The sequence below is a fragment of the Mesorhizobium sp. WSM3866 genome (assembly GCF_002294795.1).
GTDB lineage: Bacteria > Pseudomonadota > Alphaproteobacteria > Rhizobiales > Rhizobiaceae > Mesorhizobium.
The window spans coordinates 22,365-40,366 of the sequence record NZ_NSGC01000013.1 but is presented as its reverse complement, the minus strand read 5'-3'; the positions used below and the strand labels follow the sequence as shown (position 1 = coordinate 40,366).

General features: G+C 64.6%; 16 protein-coding genes. All 16 read left to right on the top strand.

Going from position 1 to position 18,002, the window contains the following annotated elements; translation table 11 throughout:
• Positions 1-3: 3 nt before the first annotated feature.
• Positions 4-816 (top strand): shikimate dehydrogenase, encoded by an 813-nt coding sequence (locus tag CK222_RS25170; RefSeq protein ID WP_095802285.1) that lies wholly within the window; start codon positions 4-6, stop codon positions 814-816.
• Positions 809-1,615 (top strand): SDR family oxidoreductase, encoded by an 807-nt coding sequence (locus CK222_RS25165; RefSeq protein ID WP_095802284.1) that lies wholly within the window; start codon positions 809-811, stop codon positions 1,613-1,615. The genes CK222_RS25170 and CK222_RS25165 overlap by 8 nt, the downstream gene beginning before the upstream one ends.
• A gap of 14 nt (positions 1,616-1,629) precedes the next feature.
• Positions 1,630-1,977, top strand: a complete 348-nt coding sequence (locus CK222_RS25160; RefSeq protein ID WP_095802283.1) for a RidA family protein — start codon at positions 1,630-1,632, stop codon at positions 1,975-1,977.
• Between the two features lie 76 nt (positions 1,978-2,053).
• Complete coding sequence (locus CK222_RS25155) at positions 2,054-2,842, top strand: FadR/GntR family transcriptional regulator (protein ID WP_164747247.1); 789 nt, start codon at positions 2,054-2,056, stop codon at positions 2,840-2,842.
• 279 nt (positions 2,843-3,121) lie between these two features.
• Positions 3,122-3,832, top strand: coding sequence for an SDR family oxidoreductase (locus CK222_RS25150; protein WP_095802282.1), 711 nt, complete (start codon positions 3,122-3,124; stop codon positions 3,830-3,832).
• Between the two features lie 11 nt (positions 3,833-3,843).
• Entirely contained in the window at positions 3,844-4,593 is a 750-nt protein-coding gene (locus tag CK222_RS25145; protein ID WP_095802281.1) for an SDR family oxidoreductase, read from the top strand.
• A gap of 83 nt (positions 4,594-4,676) precedes the next feature.
• Positions 4,677-5,624 carry a LysR substrate-binding domain-containing protein gene (locus CK222_RS25140; protein WP_066992107.1) on the top strand — a complete coding sequence of 316 codons (948 nt, stop codon included), beginning with the start codon at positions 4,677-4,679 and terminating at the stop codon, positions 5,622-5,624.
• A gap of 88 nt (positions 5,625-5,712) precedes the next feature.
• Positions 5,713-6,747, top strand: coding sequence for an amino acid ABC transporter substrate-binding protein (locus tag CK222_RS25135; RefSeq protein WP_095802280.1), 1,035 nt, complete (start codon positions 5,713-5,715; stop codon positions 6,745-6,747).
• Positions 6,748-6,824: 77 nt separating this feature from the next.
• A complete protein-coding gene (locus tag CK222_RS25130; RefSeq protein WP_245418722.1) occupies positions 6,825-7,991 on the top strand; it encodes an ABC transporter permease subunit in 1,167 nt (388 codons plus the stop codon).
• A gap of 3 nt (positions 7,992-7,994) precedes the next feature.
• A complete protein-coding gene (locus CK222_RS25125; RefSeq protein ID WP_095802279.1) occupies positions 7,995-9,074 on the top strand; it encodes an amino acid ABC transporter permease in 1,080 nt (359 codons plus the stop codon).
• Between the two features lie 13 nt (positions 9,075-9,087).
• Entirely contained in the window at positions 9,088-9,843 is a 756-nt protein-coding gene (locus tag CK222_RS25120; RefSeq protein WP_095802278.1) for an amino acid ABC transporter ATP-binding protein, read from the top strand.
• 53 nt (positions 9,844-9,896) lie between these two features.
• Positions 9,897-11,303, top strand: coding sequence for an FAD-binding oxidoreductase (locus CK222_RS25115; RefSeq protein WP_095802277.1), 1,407 nt, complete (start codon positions 9,897-9,899; stop codon positions 11,301-11,303).
• Between the two features lie 117 nt (positions 11,304-11,420).
• The gene (locus tag CK222_RS25110) at positions 11,421-13,091 is read left to right on the top strand and encodes a thiamine pyrophosphate-binding protein (RefSeq protein WP_067328777.1); all 1,671 of its coding nucleotides are present in this window, start codon (positions 11,421-11,423) and stop codon (positions 13,089-13,091) included.
• The gene (locus tag CK222_RS25105; RefSeq protein WP_095802276.1) at positions 13,088-15,184 is read left to right on the top strand and encodes a hydantoinase/oxoprolinase family protein; all 2,097 of its coding nucleotides are present in this window, start codon (positions 13,088-13,090) and stop codon (positions 15,182-15,184) included. Before CK222_RS25110 ends, CK222_RS25105 begins: the two co-directional genes overlap by 4 nt.
• A complete protein-coding gene (locus CK222_RS25100) occupies positions 15,181-16,800 on the top strand; it encodes a hydantoinase B/oxoprolinase family protein (protein ID WP_095802275.1) in 1,620 nt (539 codons plus the stop codon). The genes CK222_RS25105 and CK222_RS25100 overlap by 4 nt, the downstream gene beginning before the upstream one ends.
• A complete protein-coding gene (locus CK222_RS25095) occupies positions 16,797-17,999 on the top strand; it encodes a pyridoxal phosphate-dependent aminotransferase (protein ID WP_095802274.1) in 1,203 nt (400 codons plus the stop codon). Before CK222_RS25100 ends, CK222_RS25095 begins: the two co-directional genes overlap by 4 nt.
• Positions 18,000-18,002: the final 3 nt, after the last annotated feature.

Here is an 18,002-nt window from a genome sequence, read left to right as displayed (position 1 = left end):
CCGATGCGCGGAACCGGCAAGGCCGATGTCTTCGTCATGCTGGCCCATCCCGTGGGCCACGCGAAAAGCCCTGGCATCTTCAACGAGATCTTCGAGCAGAAGGGGCTCGACAGCCTGATGGTGCCGCTGAGCTGCCGTCCGGAAGACTTCGATACTTTCTGGGCCGGCATCACGGCGGCGGAGAACATCCGCGGCGTGATCATCTCGGTGCCCTATAAGGTCCCGGTCTACCACAAATGCGCCGCCGCCCACGATCGCGCCGCGCGCGTGCAAAGCGCGAATTCCGTGCGCCGGCAGGCGGGCGGCACCTGGTATGCCGACAATTTCGACGGCGTCGGCTTCATCGACGGCTTGAAGGCCGGCGGACACCGGATCGCCGGCCGGCGCATCCTCCAGGTCGGCGCAGGCGGTGCGGGCGCATCGCTGACCTACTGCCTCGCCGAGGAAGGCGCGACGGAGATCCGCCTCGCCGACATCGACAGGGAACGCGCGCAAAAGCTCGCTTCGCTGGTCAGCAGGTCGTTCCCCGATTGCCACATCGAGGTCGGCGAACCCGATCCGTCCGGAATGGACATGGCGATCAACGCGACGCCCTCCGGGCTGAAGGCCGGCGATCCGCTGCCGATGGATGTGAACAAGCTGACGCCGGAGATGACCGTGGTCGACATCATCATGAAGCCGGCCGAAACGGCCCTGCTCAAGGCGGCGAAAGAGATCGGCTGCCGCATCCAGCCCGGACGCCCGATGATGGACTTCCAGGTCGAGGCCATGGCCGCATTCTTCGACATCGAGCGAAAGGAGCGCCACAATGGCTGAGGCTTCGACCGCGGTCGTCATCGGCGGCACGTCCGGGATCGGCCGCGCTATTGCGGAGCGCTTCGCCGAGGAAGGCTACCAGGTGGTCGTCGCAGGCCGGGACGCGAGCCGCGGCAAGGAAGCCGCCGAGGCCTGCGAGAGCGCCGGCGCCCCACGCGCCGTGTTTGTCCAGACCGATGTCGGCGATCCCGCTTCCGTCGAGGCGCTGGCGCAAGACGTCAGCAATGCGTTCGGCACCCCTCATGTCGTGGTCAACTGCGCCGGCATCCTGCAGAGCGGCAAGCATGTGCTCGACCAGGACCTCACCGAAGACGAGCAGATGTGGCGGATCAACTATCGCGGCACGCTGCTTGGCTGCCAGTTGTTCGGCCGGCTGATGTCGGCCGCCGGACGCGGCGCGATCCTCAATGTCGGCTCGCTCGCCTCCTTCGCGCCGCTGTCGCTTCCGGCCTACACGCCCGGAAAGCATGCGGTGCTGGCGCTCACCCAGATCCTGGCTGCCGAACTCGGCCCGCATGGAGTCCGTGTGAACGCCGTAGCGCCGGGCTATACCCTCTCCGACGGACTGAAGGCCAGGATCGCCAAGGGCGAACGCAACCCGGAAGCGATTCAGGCCACCACCGCGCTGCGCCGCTTCGTCCAGCCGCGCGATATCGCCGAGGCGGCGCTGTTCCTCTGCTCCGACCGTGCCGCGTCGATCACCGGCGTCACGCTGCCCGTCGATGCCGGCTGGCTCGTCCAGGCGCCGTACGCGCAGTACCTGCAGGGCAATCCCATCCGGCAGACACCGGCAATCTGACGAGGAAGAATCCAGTGGGCGATATCCAGCGCTTCGACTTCGACACCCGCATCCATCATGGCGTCATCCACAACGGCACGCTCTACCTGACCGGCCAGGTTGCCAGGCCGGGCCAACCGGCGGCCGACCAGATGCGCGAGGTGCTCGCCAAGATCGATGCGCTACTCGCCACGGCAGGCACCGACAAGACCCGCATCCTCCACGTCCAGATGTGGCTGGACGACGTGCGGGATTTCGACGAGGTCAATGCGGTCTGGGACGCCTGGATGCCGAAAGAGCATGCGCCGGCACGCTGTTCCGGCGAGGGGCGGATGGCCAGGCCCGGCATGCTGGTCGAACTGATCGTCACCGCGGCGGTTTGAATGGTCTCGCCGGTTCGGGCATCATCCCGAATCTGAACCTGAACGGCCCCAATCTGGACTTGAACGGAAGGCCTGAATGACGAAGCGCAAGCCGCTTTCCACCGTCGTGGCGGAGAGCCTGGCAGAAAAAATCCGCTCCGGTGAGTTGCAGCCCGGCGCGCAACTGCCGACCGAGGCGGAGCTTTGCGCCGAATACGATGTCAGCCGCACCGTCGTGCGCGAAGCCGTGGCGCGGCTGCGCTCCGAGGGGATGGTGGTGCCGCAGCAGGGACGCGGCATGTTCGTCAGCGAAACGCCCGTGCCGCGCAATTTCTCGATCCCGGACGAGGCGCTGAGAACCTTGCCGGAAACCATCGCCTTGCTCGAACTCAGGTTGAGCGTCGAAGTCGAATCCGCCGGGCTCTGCGCCGAACGCCGCACCGACAAGGAGGCGAGCGACATCCGTGCCATGATGGATGACATCGACGCGCAGCAGGCCGACCCGGCAGCGGTCCAGATCCACTACGACTACGATTTCCACCTCGCGATCGCCAAGGCCGCGCGCAACGAATTCATCCATGGCTTCCTGGCCTATCTCGGGCCGATGATCGTGCCGCGCTTCCAACTCGGCTACGTCGTCGAGCCGGCCCTGAAGGACAGCTATTACGCGCGCATCCACAGCGAGCACAAAGCCATCGTCCATGCCATCGAAAGACAGGATGGCGGCAAGGCCCGCCAGGCCATGCGCAAGCATCTGCACAACAGCCTCGGGCGCGTTCGCGCCCTCGCGCGGGCTTCCGGAGTCGAGGCGACCGACGCGGAGCAAAAGGCCGCCGCAGCCTCGCTCTTCACCAAAATGAAAAGGCCAGCGCCAACGGCCGGTTAAGGCCGGGACGGGTTCGATCCTTCGCGTGAGCACCGAATGCGACTTGCCGCGCGTTGCGAAAGCCGTGTTTTTGTTCCACCGGCGACCGGAAACCCTCTCCCGCGCGCCGACGGGATTGTTTTCCTTTGGTTCGCAGCGTTGGAGGCCGCGCAGGCAGCGTGGAACGTTTGAGCTGCCGGAAAGGCTCTCGAAAGTTTATCTTTCCTTTTTGCTGCTTTTCTTGGTTTCGCGGCACCGGTCGAGGCCGCAGACTAAGATCAGGCAATAGGGGAAGCCCACGTGACGACAGCCTTCATCACAGGTGCGACGAGCGGCATTGGGCGAGCCATCGCCATCGCGTTGAGCGACGCCGGCTACGACGTCTATGCGGTCGGTCGCAGCCAGGCGGCGCTGATAGAACTGCAGGCCGAGCGTCCTGGCATCCTGCCGATCGCCGTTGACGTTACCGACCGCGAGGCTTTGGAATCGGTCCTGGCCGATCTCACCATCGATGTGCTGATCAACAACGCCGGCATCATGCCGCCGCTCGGCAATTTCGCCGACATGACGATCGCAGACATCGACACCACGTTGGAGGTGAACCTCAGCGCGGCGATCCTGCTCACCCGCCTCGTCGTGCCGCAGATGCGCGAGCGCCAGTCCGGCCACATCTTGTTCACCGGCTCCACCGCCGGCCACGCGGCCTATTCCAACATCGCCGTCTATTCGGCCACCAAGGCGGCGATCTCCGGCTTTGCCGCTGCCTTGCGCGCCGACCTCTCGCCGTCCGGCATACGCGTCACCGAGATCGTCGCCGGTCGCGTCGAGACGCAGCTCTACAAAGGCATCCTCGACGCCGACGCCCGGGCGGCGATGTACGCCGGAAAAGTAGTGCAGCCGGACGACGTGGGCAGGATGGTCGTCGCTGTGCTGGCGCTCCCCGCATGGGCCGACGTTACCCGTTTCGACATCATGCCGACCTGGCCGACCTCGCCCAGCGGCACCAAGTAAGGAAAACTGCGATGAAGGATCTTTCCGTTCTGATCGTCGGCGGCGGCGCCGGCCTTGGCGCCCTTCTCGCCCGCATGGCTGTGGAGGCCGGGGCGGCAAAGATCGCCATCATCGACATCAACCAGGAAGCCGCTGAGAGCGCTCTCGACGCGGCGAAAGCCAAGGGCCTGCCCACGGCTGCCGCAGCTTGCGACATCCAGGTCGGACCGCAGTGTCACGCCGCCTTCGACGCCATTGTCGCGAAGCTCGGGCGCGTCGACACGCTGATCAATTGCGCCGCGATCTATCCTCGGCGTCCGCTCCTCGAGATCACCGACGCCGAGTGGGACGCCTCCAACGGCATCAACATCAAGGGCACGTACCACATGATGGTGGCGGCAGTTCGCCACATGCAGTCGCAAGAGCCAAAAGCGCATGTGCGTGGAAGGATCGTAAACCTCACTTCCGTCGACGCCTTCAAGGCGCATCCGCAGAACGCCCATTATGCGGCGACCAAGGCCGCCGTCGTCAGCCTCACGCGCTCCTTTGCCCATCACGTCGCCAAGGACGGGATTTTGGTGAATTCCGTCGCGCCCGCCGGCATGGCCACCGAGAAGGCCAAGGCGCTCGGTTTTCTCGAGGAATTGACCAAGGCAAGCCCGCTCGGCCGCGGCGCCGAGCCGACCGAGATCGCCGAGTGGGTGCTCATGACCGGCGGCCCGAAGAACACCTATATGACCGGTGAAAACGTAATCGTCTCAGGCGGTTACATCTACGCCTGAATCGGTTTTCATAAGCCGGCGGCGTCTGAAATCCAGCAGTGCATGATCAACGGAGTCTCGAACGAAAGGAGGCGGACCTCACGATGACCGGCAAGCTTCGCCTTCCTTCGCTCAATGCGCTTCGCGTCTTCCACGCCGTCGCACAGCACAAGAGCTTCCGGCAGGCCGCCGACGAGCTCCTGGTGACGCCGCAAGCCGTCGGCCAGCAGATCAAGCTCCTGGAAGACACGCTGCAGGTGACGCTGTTCGAGCGCAAGGGGCGCTCGATCGAACTGACTGAGTCGGCGATCCTGCTCTCGCACTATGTCAAGGCCGGCTTCGACGAATTTTCCGAAGGCGTTCGCCGCGTCACCAAATCGAACTACCGGGACCGCATCAATCTTAATGCCAGCCCCTACTTCGCAACGCACTATCTGCTGCCCAGGCTTTCATTGTTCCGCGAGATCCTGCCGGGCGCTGATCTGCGCCTGACGACGATGGTCGACCTGCCCGATTTTGGGCGTGACGACATCGATATGACGGTGCAGTGGGGCTATGGCAACTGGCCGGACTACGAGACCACGCTGCTGGTGCCGGACCCGAAGATCATCTGCTGTACCCCGGCGATCGGCGAGAAGATCAAGTCGGCGCAGGACCTGACGCGGTTCACGCTGCTCGACACCGTCAAGTCGAAGCGGCTGTGGCCCGACATATTGCGGCACCTCGGAGTGGAACTGGCTGAGGGCGACCGCAGCATCGGGTTCGATGACGCCGCCACCATGCGCCGTGCGACGCTCCAAGGCATCGGTGTCGGCCTGGTTTCCGTCATCGATGCCGAGGAGGACTTCAGGTCGGGCGCGCTGGTCGCGCCACTTGGCCGTGACGCCCTCTCGGACATGAAGCCGGAAGAAGTCCCTGGCTTCTACCTCGTCATGCCGCGCGGGCATCTGCGCGTGAAGGCGGTGGCCGCCCTGCATCGCTGGCTCGTCCAGCAGGATTGGGGCAGCGACCTCAAGCTTTCTCTGCCGAAACCGACACCGCTCTCCGATTAGGAGCGGCTTCGCGACCGAGGGCCGAAGCGCGTGTTTCGGGCCTCCAACAACAAGAACAAGTGAACCTCAACAGTGGAGACAAACAAACATGAAAATGATGAAATGGGGGGCCGCAGCCATGGCCCTTGGCCTGGTTCATTTTGCGGCGCCTGCCGAGGCGGCGGGCGGCAAGACGCTGGAAACGGTGAAGGCGCGCGGCTTGCTCAACTGCACGGGCCATGACGGCTCCTATCTCGGCTTCGCCGAGGTAGACGACAAGGGCAACTGGAAGGGCATGGACATCGACCTCTGCAAGGCGGTGGCGACCGCCGTGTTCGGCGACCCGGCCAAGCTGAAGATCGTCCCGATCAGCTGGGCGCAGCGCTGGCCGTCGCTGCAGTCGGGGGACGTCGACATCATCATCAAGGCGTCGGGCGGCACGCTCAGCCGAGATACCGAGCTCGGCCTGCAATTCTCGATGTCCTATTACCTCGGAACGACCAAGGTGATGGCGCATAAGGAGCTCAATCTGAAGTCGCTCAAGGACGCCGATGGCGGCTCGATCTGCATCCCCGCGGGGACGACCATCGAGCAGCAGGTCGCGGCCTATGCGCAGAAGGTCGGGATCAAGCTGGAGCCTGTCGTCATCGAAAAGACGGAAGAGCTCGAGCAAGCATACTTCTCGGGGCGCTGCGACATGTATGCCCAGTGGGGGCCAGTTCTCGCAATCGCGCGTGTCGCCAAGGGCAAGGTCGACGACCACGTGATCCTGCCCGACGTGCTCGCCGTCGAACCCGAGGTCATGATCGTGCGGCAAGGCGACGACAACTGGGTCGACGTCGCCAACTGGACGCTCTCCGCCCTGCTCTTCGCCGAGCAGGAAGGCATCACGTCCAAAAATGTCGATGAGATCAAAGCCAAGCCCACGTCGCCGGCAGTCGCCAAGTTCCTCGGTGCCGCGCCAGGCATGGGCAAGGGTCTCGGATTTCCTGACGACTGGGCCTACAACGTGATCAAGAAGGTCGGCAATTATGGCGAGATATTCGATCGCGATCTCGGCAAGGAGTCGCCCTACAAGATGGATCGCGAGCTGACCAACCTCTGGAACAATGGCGGCGTCCTGTTCCCGCTGGTGATCGACTGACTCCACCTCTTAACGCAGCTCGCTCTGAGCTCCGCCTGGCACGGCCAGGCGGAGCCGGCGACAATTCGGGGAAGACCATGATGGTCAGCCTGCTAAGAAATCAGAGGGTCCGCAATACGCTTTTACAGGTTCTTTATGTCGGCTCGCTTGCTGCGATGCTCCTTGCCTGCGTGATGATCGCCCGGCGGAACCTGGCGCAGCAAGGCATCACCTCCGGCTTCGACTTCCTGTTCAAGTCGACGGGCTGGGATGTCAACTTCTCGCTGCTGCCCGCCACCGCCAACGACCCCTACTGGTGGTTCTTCCTCATCGGCGTCATCAACACGCTATTCCTGGGATGCACCGGGCTGATCCTGGCGACGATCGTCGGCACCATCGTCGGCCTGGCGCGGACTTCCTCGAACGAACTGGCGCGGCTGCTTGGCCGCACTTATGTCGACATTTTCCGCAACATCCCGCTGATCCTCCAGGTCTTCTTCTGGTACGCCGTCATCACGCATCTGCCGACGCCACGCGCCGCGCACGAGGCCTTCGGCATGCTGCTGACCAGCCGCGGCCTCTATGTGCCGGTCCCCAATGTCGGCGGCGTCGCGTTTGCGGCAGCTTTCCTTGCCGTAATCGCGGCGATCGCGCTGCCGGTTTGGCTGGGCCGGACCACGCGCCTCAGCCAACCGCCCGGCGAGCGGCTCGGCATTCAACTGACCGCGGCCGCGACGGCACTGGCCAGCGCAGTCATTGTCCTTGCGCTGGGCCGCCTGCCGGACCTGCCGCTGCTCGACTTCCCTGCCCTGCAAGGTCTCAATCTCAAGGGTGGCCTGCGCATCCCTCCCGAATTTTCCGCTTTGGCCATCGCGATCGCCATCTATGGCGGCTCCTATATCGCCGAAATCGTGCGTGGCGGCTTCAAGGCCGTCGGGAAGGGCCAGATGGAGGCCGCACTTTCGCTGGGGCTGAGCCCCTGGCGCGTGTTCACGCTGGTGCGGCTGCCGCTGGCGCTGCGTGCCATGCTGCCGATCCTCGCGAACCAATATGTCTGGCTGATGAAGGCGACGACCATGGGCATTGCGGTGGGCTTCACCGACTTCTTCATGATCGTGGCGCTGACCATCAACCACTCCGGCCAGACGCTGGAAGCGATCGGTATCCTGATGGCAGGGTTCCTGGCGATCAATCTCAGCCTGGCCGCCGTGTTCAACCGCATCAACAAAACCATTGCCCTCAAGGGCAATCAGTTGAGGGGGTGAGTGATGGAGATGGTAATTGTCGCTCCCCCTGCCCCTGGCAAGCTCGAAGACGTGAGGCGCCGTTTCTTCGCCACGCCGCTGCAGGCGCTGTTGTCGCTGATATCCCTGACGATCACGGCTTTTGTCCTCTGGAAGCTGCTGAACTGGGCGGTGTTCTCAGCGGTGTTCACCACCAGCGGCGGGCCCGAGGCCTGCCAGGCGGCGGCAGGAGCCTGCTGGTCGGTCATTGCCGCCAGATGGCGCATCATCCTTTTCGGCCTCTATCCCTTCGAGGAGCAATGGCGCTCGGCCTTGGCCTGTGTGGCCGTCGTGGTCATGACAGTGCTGAGCTGCATCCCGGCCTTTTGGACCGGCAGCCGCATCGCGATCGTCTGGGGCGTCGGAGCGGCGCTCTACTATGTGCTGATGAAAGGCGGCGTGCTCGGCCTCCCCTATGTCGGCGAGGAAGCCTGGGGCGGGCTGGCGCTCACCCTTTTCATCTTCGTCACCACCTGCCTGATCGGCTTTCCGCTGGCGATCTGCCTGGCTCTCTTGCGCCGCTCGGAGCTGCCCTGGATATCCAGGACCACGGGCCTGATCATCGACGGAGTGCGCTCGCTGCCGCTGATCTCTATTCTCTTCACCTTTGCCGTCGTGCTGCCCTTCGCGCTGCCGCAATGGATGGCAGGCGACAAGCTGTATAGGGTCATTCTCGGCTCGGCCCTGTTCTTCTCGGCCTATCAGGCCGAGATCGTGCGCGGCGGCATACAGGGCGTTCCGAAGGGCCAGGAGGAAGCCGCCATGGCGCTCGGCATGAGCTACTGGCAGCGCATCGGCCGCATCCTCCTGCCGCAGGCCATGCGCAACGCGCTGCCGGCGACGATCAACCAGTTCGTCATCTCGTTCAAGGAAACCTCGCTGGTGGTTATCGTCGGTTTCTTCGAGATCCTCGCCTCCGGCAATGCCGCCTACGGCACCGGCGAATGGCGCTTCGCCTATGTCGAGGTCTATGCCTTCATTGCGTTGATCTATTTCGTCTTCGTCTTCAGCCTGTCCCGCTACGGTGCTTACCTCGAGCGCCGCATGTCGGTCGGCGAACGGTAGGGAGGCGCGCAAAGTGATTTCGACGCAGTCATCCGGCGCCGCGGTTCATATCGAGAACCTGGACAAATACTACGGCTCTTTCCACGCGCTGCGGAACATAAACCTTTCCGTGAAGCGCGGAGAAAAGATCGTCGTCTGCGGCCCCTCGGGCTCCGGCAAATCGACCATGATCCGCTGCATCAATCGGCTCGAGCAGCACAATGGCGGGCGCATCACCGTGCTCGGCACCGAGCTCAACGACGATGTCGGCAACATTGACGGGATCAGGCGCGAAGTCGGCATGGTGTTCCAGCACTTCAACCTGTTCCCGCACATGACCGTGCTGGAGAACTGCATGATCGCACCGATGATCGTGCGCAAGCGACCGCGCGCCGAGGCCGAGGCGACCGCCCGGCGCTATCTGGAGAAGGTCCGCATTCCCGAGCAGGCGACGAAGTTTCCCGGACAGCTCTCCGGGGGCCAGCAGCAGCGGGTGGCCATTGCGCGCGCCCTTTGCATGCAGCCGCAGCTCATGCTGTTCGACGAGCCGACCTCGGCGCTCGACCCGGAAATGATCGCCGAAGTGCTGGACGTCATGGTGACCCTTGCTTCGGACGGCATGACGATGATCTGTGTCACGCACGAGATGGGCTTTGCGCGCCGCGTCGCCGACCGCGTCATTTTCATGGACCGTGGTGAGATCGTCGAGGAGGCGCCGCCGGAGCAGTTCTTCACCTCTTGCCGGAACGAGCGCACCCGGCAATTCCTGTCGCAGGTGCTGGGTCATTGAGCCAGGCGCCGCTGCTGTCTATACGCGGCGTGCCAAATATCGCAGGTATCGTAATGACCGATCCCGTCACCGCTTTGCGCGAGATTCTCGGACCGAAAGGCTGGCTTTCGGGCACCGACGCCGAGCCTTATCAGCGCGACTGGATGAACCGCTATGGCGTCGCGCCTTTGGGCGTTGCCAGACCCGCGAACACGGCCGATGTTGCGGCAGTCGTCAAGGCATGCCGGGTGGCCGGCGTGGCCGTGATTCCGCAAGGCGGAAACACCGGCCTGTGCGGCGGCGCCGTCGCCGATCAGGCGAGCGCGGTGATCGTCTCGCTTTCGCGCATGACGGCAATAGGCGAACCGGATCCGGAGAGCGGGTCGATTGCGGTTGACGCGGGCGTTGTGCTAGCCGCGTTGCACGACGCGCTGGAGCCGCATGGCCTGATGTTCCCGATGCATCTCGGCGCCGAAGGCAGCGCCAGGATCGGCGGCCTGATCGGCACCAATGCCGGCGGCAGCCAGGCGTTTCGCTATGGCATGATGCAGGACCTCGTGCTCGGCCTCGAAATCGTGACCCCGGACGGCGCGATGTGGGACGGCCTTCGCGCGGTGCAGAAGGACAATGCCGGCTATCAGCTGCGCAAGCTGTTCTGCGGTGCCGAAGGCACGCTCGGCATCGTCACGCGCGCTGTCCTCAGGCTCTATCCCACCCCAAAACAACAGGCGAGCGCGCTTCTGGTGATGTCCGACTTCGCCGCGGCCGTTTCCTTCGGCACCTATCTGCGCGGCGAGGCCGGCGAGTTCCTTGCCGGGCTCGAATTCTTCTCCGATGTCGGCCTGACGCTGGCGCTCAAAAATCTGCCTGATCTCGCCTACCAGCTGGAAACACGAGGCGACGTCTACCTGCTCGTCGAACTGGCGTCAGGTTCGGCGCGCGTTCCGCTGGACGAGATCCTCGATTCGGCACTGGAATGGGGTATGGAGGAAGGTCTGGTCGTGGATGGCGCGCTGGCCAATTCGGGCGCGCAGCGGGCGCAATTCTGGCGGCTGCGCGAGGAACAACCCGAGGGGCAGCGGCTGGAAGGCGAACAGTTGAAGCACGACATCTCGGTGCCGCCGGGCGCCATCGCCCGCTTCATCGAGACCGGCGCCGGGATTTGCGACGACATCCTGCCCGGCGTGCGGATCAACCCATTCGGGCATCTCGGCGACGGCAACATCCACTACAATGTGTCGCCGCCGGAAGGCCGCGCCGATTTCGACGGCAAGGCGGGACAATTTGCCGAGGCGCTGGCTGCGCTCGCTACCGAGATGGGGGGCAGCTTCGCGGCGGAACATGGGCTTGGGCGCGCCAAGATCGCCGTGGCCGAGCGGAATCGCAGTTCAGTGGAGCGGGAACTCATGGCGCGGCTGAAGGGCGCGTTCGACCCGCAGGGCACGATGAATCCCGGCGTCCTGGTTCGAATTGCAGAATAAAGAAAAACTTTCGAATGGACCGCATTTCTTGATTTCGCGTCGGCCCGCCAGAGTGCAGGTATAAGTTCGAAAGGCAGGCTCCGTCTGCTTGCCACCAGCGTAAGAGGATGCCGAAGCATGGTCCGCAATGGCGGTCGCCTTCTTGTCGAGTGCCTGATCTCGCTTGGCGCGACCAAGAGCTTCGGCGTTCCCGGCGAAAGCTATCTCGCCGTTCTCGACGCGCTGCACGACACGCGTGGAAAGCTGGACTACGTGCTCTGCCGCAATGAGGGCGGTGCGGCTTTCATGGCTTCCGCCTACGGCAAGCTGACGGGCACGCCGGGCATCAGCTTTGTGACGCGCGGCCCGGGCGTGACCAATGCCAGCATCGGCGTGCACACCGCCATGCAGGACAGTTCGCCGATGATCCTCTTCGTCGGCCAGGTCGGCACCGACATGAAAGGCCGCGAAGCCTTCCAGGAAATAGACTACCGGGCGGTGTATGGAACCGTCGCAAAATGGGCGGTCGAGATCGATGACGTCGATCGTCTTCCCGAAATCGTGGCGCGGGCCTGGAACACCGCTTTGACCGGACGGCCCGGCCCCGTAGTGGTCGCGCTGCCGGAAGACATGCTGACGGCCATGACCGGAGCCGCGCCGCTCGGCGGACCGGCGTCTGTCTTCGAAGCGGCGCCGGCACAGGAGGCAATTGCGTCGGTATTGAAGATGCTTGCCGCCGCCGAAAATCCGGTGCTGCTGATGGGCGGCACCAACTGGACGGCTGACGGACGCGCGGCGCTTCAGGCTTTCGCTGAGGCCTCCGATATCCCGGTCGTGACAGCCTTCCGGTATCAGGACCAGTTCGACAACCATTCGCCGGTGTTCGTCGGCGAGGCCGGCGTCGGGATGGTGCCGCATGTGAAAAACCTGATCCGCGATGCGGACGTGATCCTCGCCGTCAATGTCCGCTTCGGCGAGATGACGACCGACGGCTACACCCTGCTGGAAGTTCCCGTACCGCGCCAGAAGCTGATCCACGTGCACGGCTCCGATCGCGAGATTGGCAAGATCTATGTGCCCACGGTCGGTATCCATGCCGGTCCGAACGCCTTCGCCAAGGCGCTCACCCCGATCAAGGGTTCTTGGGCCGACTGGCGCACGACGGCACGCAAGGCCTATGAAGGCACGTTCGCTGCGCCCGTGCAGCCCGGCCCGGTCGACATGGTCGCGGTCAGCACCTGGCTGCGCGAGACGCTGCCGCCCGACGTCATCCTCACCAACGGCGCCGGCAATTTCACCGTGTGGCCGAACAAGTTCTTCAAGTTTGGACCGCAAGCGCGCCTGCTTGCGCCGCAATCCGGCGCCATGGGCTATGGCCTGCCGGCCGCGATCGCGGCCAAGGTCGCATACCCGCAACGCACCGTGGTCTGCTTTGCCGGTGACGGCGATTTCCAGATGAACTGCCAGGAACTCGGAACCGCCATGCAGGCCGGCGCGCAGCCGATCGTGCTGATCGTCAACAATGGCATCTACGGCACCATCCGTGCCCATCAGGAGCGCAACTATCCGGCTCGCGTCTCTGGAACCTCGCTCGAGAATCCCGACTTCGTGGCGCTGGCGAAGGCCTATGGCTTTCACGCCGAGCGGGTCGAAACCACGGGGGATTTCGCGGCGGCGTTCGAGCGGGCGCTTAGCTCGACGACCGGCGCCGTCCTCGACATCACCATCTCGCCCGAAGCGATAACGCCCCGGCAGACCCTCTCTCAGATGCGCGACGCCGCGCTCGCTTCCCAGAAGGCCAAGTCATGACCTCCAGAACTGACGACATCCGTCTCGGCGCGGACATCGGCGGCACCTTCACCGACATCGCCCTTGATGTCCGAGGGACGATGTTTTCGACCAAGGTACTGACCAACTATGCGGCTCCCGAGCAGGCGATCCTCGACGGCATCGCCATCGTCATTCGCGACGCCGGAATTTCGCCGTCCGAGATCGGCATCATCATCCACGGCACGACACTCGCCACCAACGCGCTGATTGAGCGCCGTGGCGCGAAGACCGCGCTGGTCACGACGGAAGGGTTCCGCGACGTGATCGAGATGCGAACGGAAAACCGCTTCGAGCAGTATGATCTGAACCTGCAACTGCCGACGCCGCTGATTCCGCGCGAGGATCGCTTCACCGTCAAGGGCCGCATCGGCGCGGAAGGCCAAGAGCTGCAGCCGCTCGACGAAGCCGCTCTGGAGGACATCGCCGACCGCATTGCGGCGGGTGGTTTCGGCTCGGTGGCGATCGGCTTCATCCATGCCTATGCCAACCCCGACCACGAGCTTCGGGCGCGCGAGATCCTCGCCAGAAAACTCGGCATCCCGATCTCGATCAGCGCCGAAGTCTCGCCGCAGATGCGTGAGTTCGAACGCTTCAACACGGTCTGCGCCAACGCCTATGTGCGGCCGCAGATGGCCGACTATCTCGCCCGCCTGCAGACGCGCCTGAAGGACATGGGCGCCGATTGCCCCGTTTTCATGATCCATTCCGGCGGCGGCCTGATCTCGGTGGAGACCGCTTCGGAATTTCCGGTCCGGCTGGTCGAATCCGGCCCGGCGGGCGGCGCGATCTTCGCCGCAGACATCGCCAGGCGCTTTGGTCTTGAGAAGGTCGTCTCCTACGACATGGGCGGAACCACCGCCAAAATCTGCCTGATCGAGGACTATGCGCCGCGCACGGCGAGAACCTTCGAAGTGGCGCGCACCTACCGCTTCTCGAAGGGCTCGGGCATGCCGATCTCCATCCCGGTTATCGAGATGATCGAGATCGGCGCCGGCGGCGGTTCCATCGCCTGGGTCGACGCCATGGGCCGTATCCAGACCGGGCCGGAGAGTGCCGGCTCGGAGCCGGGGCCGGCCTGCTACGGGCGCGGCGGCAAGCGTCCGGCGATCACGGATGCCGATCTCGTGCTCGGCAAGCTCGACCCCGACAATTTCGCCGGCGGGGTGATTAAGCTGGACAGCACTGCGTCCGAGCAGTCGATTCTGCGCGATGTCGGCGAGCGGCTGTCGCTCGATGCCATGTCGACGGCCTTCGGCATCTGCGAGGTGGTGGACGAGAACATGGCCAATGCTGCCCGCGTCCACGCGGTCGAGAACGGCAAGAACATTTCCGACAACCTGATGATTGCCTTCGGCGGCGCCGCCCCGCTTCACGCGGCGAGGCTGTGTGAAAAGCTCGGCATCGACCAGTGCATCGTTCCGCGCGGCGCCGGCGTCGGCTCGGCGATCGGCTTCCTCAAGGCGCCGTTCGGCTACGAGGCGCTGGCCTCGAAGCTGACGCGCCTGTCGCGGTTCCAGCCTGCCGAAGTGAATGCCCTGCTCGCCGATCTCAAGGCCTCCGCCGAGGGTTTTGTGCGCGGCGGCGCCAGCGGCAGGATCGTCTGCGAAATCACCGCCTTCATGCGCTATGCCGGCCAGGGCTGGGAAATCCCCGTGTCGGTGGCAGACGAGCCGTTCGGCGACGATGCCGTTGCAGAACTCAAGGCGTTGTTCGAGGAGAATTACCAGCGCTTCTTTGGCCGCGCCATCGAGGGGCTCGACGGACTGGAAATCGAGATCGTCACCTGGTCGGTCAAGGCGACGGATGTTCGTCCCGCCGTCGCCAGGCACGAGCTCACAACTGGCAAGAAGACGAGCGAACTCAAAACGACCCGCGAGGTGTTCGATCCGGTCAGCGGCGCGCCGCGCAGCTACGGCATCGTCGAGCGCGACACGCTCCGCCCCGGCGATCGGATCGCGGGCCCCGCGGTCATCGTCGAGCGCGAAACTTCCACCGTCGTCACCACCAGCTTCGACGCCGTCATCCAGAGCGACGGCGCGATCCTTCTGATCCGCAAAGGCAGCCAGGCATGAGCGATGTTGGCGAAATCCGCATGCAGGTCATGTGGAACCGATTGATCTCGGTGGTCGAGGAGCAGGCGCTCACCCTGCTGCGCACCGCCTTCTCGACTTCGGTGCGCGAATCCGGCGACCTGTCGGCTGGCGTGTTCGACCCGCGCGGCCAGATGCTTGCGCAGGCAGTCACCGGCACGCCGGGCCACGTCAACACCATGGCCGAGGCGGTGCTGCATTTCATGCACGAAATCCCGCGCGACCAGATGTTCGAAGGCGACACCTACGTCACCAACGATCCCTGGCAGGGCACCGGCCACCTGCACGACATCACCATGGTGTCCCCGTCCTTCCTCAACGGCGAGCTCGTCGCCTTCTTCGCCTGCACGGCGCATGTCGTCGATGTCGGCGGGCGCGGCTTCGGCGCCGACGGCAAGTCGGTCTACGAGGAAGGCATCCAGATCCCGATCATGAAGTTCGCGGAAAAGGGCAAGGTCAATCTCGATCTGGTCAGGATCCTGCGCGCCAATGTCCGCGAGCCCAACCAGGTGGTCGGCGATTTCTATTCGCTCGCTGCCTGCAACGAGGTCGGGCACCGGCGCCTCGTCGACATGATGAAGGAGATCGGCCTGACCTCGCTGGATGGGTTAGGCAATTTCATCTTCTCGCGCACCCGCGACGCCATGCTGGAACGCATCGAGGCGCTGCCCAAGGGAAGCTGGTCGAACGAGCTGGTGACCGACGGCTACGACGAGCCGGTGAAACTCGCGGCCACGGTGTCGGTCCGCGAGGACCATGTCGAGGTCGACTTCACCGGCACCGACCCGATGAGCCGCTGGGGCATCAACTGCCCGATCATCTACAGCAAGGCCTATGCCTGCTATGCGCTGAAATGCATGGTGGCGCCCGACATCCCGAACAATGCCGCCTCGCTCGCCTTCTTCACCGTGTCGTCGCCGGTCAACATCCTGAATGCCGTGCGGCCGGCCCCGGTGGCGTTGAGGCACATCTTCGGCCACATGGTGCCCGATCTGGTGCTTGGCGCGTTCTCCAAGGCGTTGCCCGGAAAGATCCTCGCCGAAGGCGCCGGCGCGCTGTGGAACATCCACATTTCGGCGCGGCCCGTCGCCGGCGCGTCCGGCCGCCGCGCCGAAGTGCTGATGTTCAACTCCGGCGGCATGGGCGCGCGGCCTGAGCTCGATGGGCTGTCGGCGACGGCCTTCCCGTCCGGTGTCCATACGATGCCGATCGAGGCGACGGAGCATACCGGTCCGATCGTGATCTGGCGCAAAGAGCTGCGGCCGAATTCCGGCGGCGACGGCGAGTTCCGCGGCGGCCTGGGTCAGATCATCGAGATCGCCGCGACCGACGGCCACGAGTTCGACTTCTCCGCCATGTTCGACCGCGTGAACCATCCCCCGCGCGGACGCAATGGCGGCGAGCCCGGCGTCGCCGGCGTGGTCAAGCTCGACGACGGCACAAAGATGCGCCCCAAGGGCTGGCAGCACGTCCCCGCCGGGCGGCGGCTGATCCTCGAACTGCCGGGCGGCGGCGGCTATGGCGATCCGGCCAAGCGCAGTGCCGCCGCGCGGGTCAACGACCGATCCAAGGGTTACATCTCGGAGAACGACCAATGAGTTACGTTGCCTCGCGCCTCTCGGCGGTGAAGCCTTCGGCTTCCATGGCGGCTTCGCAGGCCGCCAAGGCGCTGCGCGCCAAGGGTGTGGACGTGATCGACCTCGGGTTGGGCGAACCCGATTTCCCGACCCCGCTTCACATCATCGATGCCGCCCATTTCGCGGCGAAAGCAGGACAGACGCTCTACACCGCTGCCGCTGGCACCATCGAAGTGCGCGAAGCCGTGGCCGGCAAGTTCCGCCGTGAGAACGGGCTGGACTACACGGCCGACGACATCGTCGTCGCCAACGGCGCCAAGCAGATCATCTTCAACGCCCTGATGGCGACGCTGGAGCCAGGCGACGAGGCGATCCTGCCGGCGCCCTATTTCGTCTCCTATCCCGAAATGGTGAAGCTGCTCGGCGGCACGCCCGTCGTCGTCGAATGCCCGGAGACCACAGGTTTCCGGCTGACGCCGGCGCTGCTGGAAAAGGCAATCACGTCAAGGACAAAGTGGCTTTTCCTCAACATGCCCGGCAACCCGTCTGGCGCGGTCTATTCCGCGTCCGATCTCAAGGCGCTGGGCGCGCTCCTGGCAAAACACCCGCAGGTGCTGGTCCTTTCCGACGAGATCTACGAGCACATCCTCTTCGACGGACGCGAATTCGTCTCCTTCGGCAAGGCCTGCCCCGAGCTCAAGGACCGCACCCTGATCGTCAACGGCGTCTCGAAGTCCTACGCCATGACCGGCTGGCGCGTCGGCTACGCAGCCGGCCCCGCGCCACTCATCAAGGCGATGTCGACGATCCAGAGCCAGTCCTGCACCTCGGTGTGCTCGATCGCACAAGCCGCGACCGTCGCCGCCCTCAACGGGCCGCAGGATGAAGTCGCGCGCTTCCGGCAGGCCTTCGAGGCGCGCCGCAACCTGGTAGTGGACGGCATCAGGAAGATAAACGGACTGACGTTGTCGCCGCCCGAAGGCGCCTTCTACGCCTATATCGGCTGCGCCAGCCTGATCGGCCGCAAGACGCCCAAGGGCCTCGTCCTGGAGGATGACGCGGCCGTGGCCAACTATCTTCTCAACGAAGGACGCGTGGCGTCGGTGCCGGGTGTCGCCTATGGACTGTCACCCTATTTCCGCATCTCGACGGCGACCGGCGAAGGGGTGCTGGCCGAGGCGATCTCGCGGATCAATGCCGCCGTCGCGCAAGTGGAGTAAACG

Excerpts from the sequence above, each read along its gene's own strand:
- CK222_RS25115 (WP_095802277.1), top strand. The coding sequence starts at position 9,897 with ATGACCGATCCCGTCACCGCTTTGCGCGAGATTCTCGGACCGAAAGGC.
- CK222_RS25155 (WP_164747247.1), top strand. The coding sequence starts at position 2,054 with ATGACGAAGCGCAAGCCGCTTTCCACCGTCGTGGCGGAGAGCCTGGCA.
- CK222_RS25125 (WP_095802279.1), top strand. The coding sequence starts at position 7,995 with ATGGAGATGGTAATTGTCGCTCCCCCTGCCCCTGGCAAGCTCGAAGAC.
- CK222_RS25110 (WP_067328777.1), top strand. The coding sequence starts at position 11,421 with ATGGTCCGCAATGGCGGTCGCCTTCTTGTCGAGTGCCTGATCTCGCTT.
- CK222_RS25165 (WP_095802284.1), top strand. The coding sequence starts at position 809 with ATGGCTGAGGCTTCGACCGCGGTCGTCATCGGCGGCACGTCCGGGATC.
- CK222_RS25140 (WP_066992107.1), top strand. The coding sequence starts at position 4,677 with ATGACCGGCAAGCTTCGCCTTCCTTCGCTCAATGCGCTTCGCGTCTTC.
- CK222_RS25130 (WP_245418722.1), top strand. The coding sequence starts at position 6,825 with ATGATGGTCAGCCTGCTAAGAAATCAGAGGGTCCGCAATACGCTTTTA.
- CK222_RS25145 (WP_095802281.1), top strand. The coding sequence starts at position 3,844 with ATGAAGGATCTTTCCGTTCTGATCGTCGGCGGCGGCGCCGGCCTTGGC.
- CK222_RS25095 (WP_095802274.1), top strand. The coding sequence starts at position 16,797 with ATGAGTTACGTTGCCTCGCGCCTCTCGGCGGTGAAGCCTTCGGCTTCC.
- CK222_RS25105 (WP_095802276.1), top strand. The coding sequence starts at position 13,088 with ATGACCTCCAGAACTGACGACATCCGTCTCGGCGCGGACATCGGCGGC.
- CK222_RS25100 (WP_095802275.1), top strand. The coding sequence starts at position 15,181 with ATGAGCGATGTTGGCGAAATCCGCATGCAGGTCATGTGGAACCGATTG.
- CK222_RS25135 (WP_095802280.1), top strand. The coding sequence starts at position 5,713 with ATGAAAATGATGAAATGGGGGGCCGCAGCCATGGCCCTTGGCCTGGTT.
- CK222_RS25170 (WP_095802285.1), top strand. The coding sequence starts at position 4 with ATGCGCGGAACCGGCAAGGCCGATGTCTTCGTCATGCTGGCCCATCCC.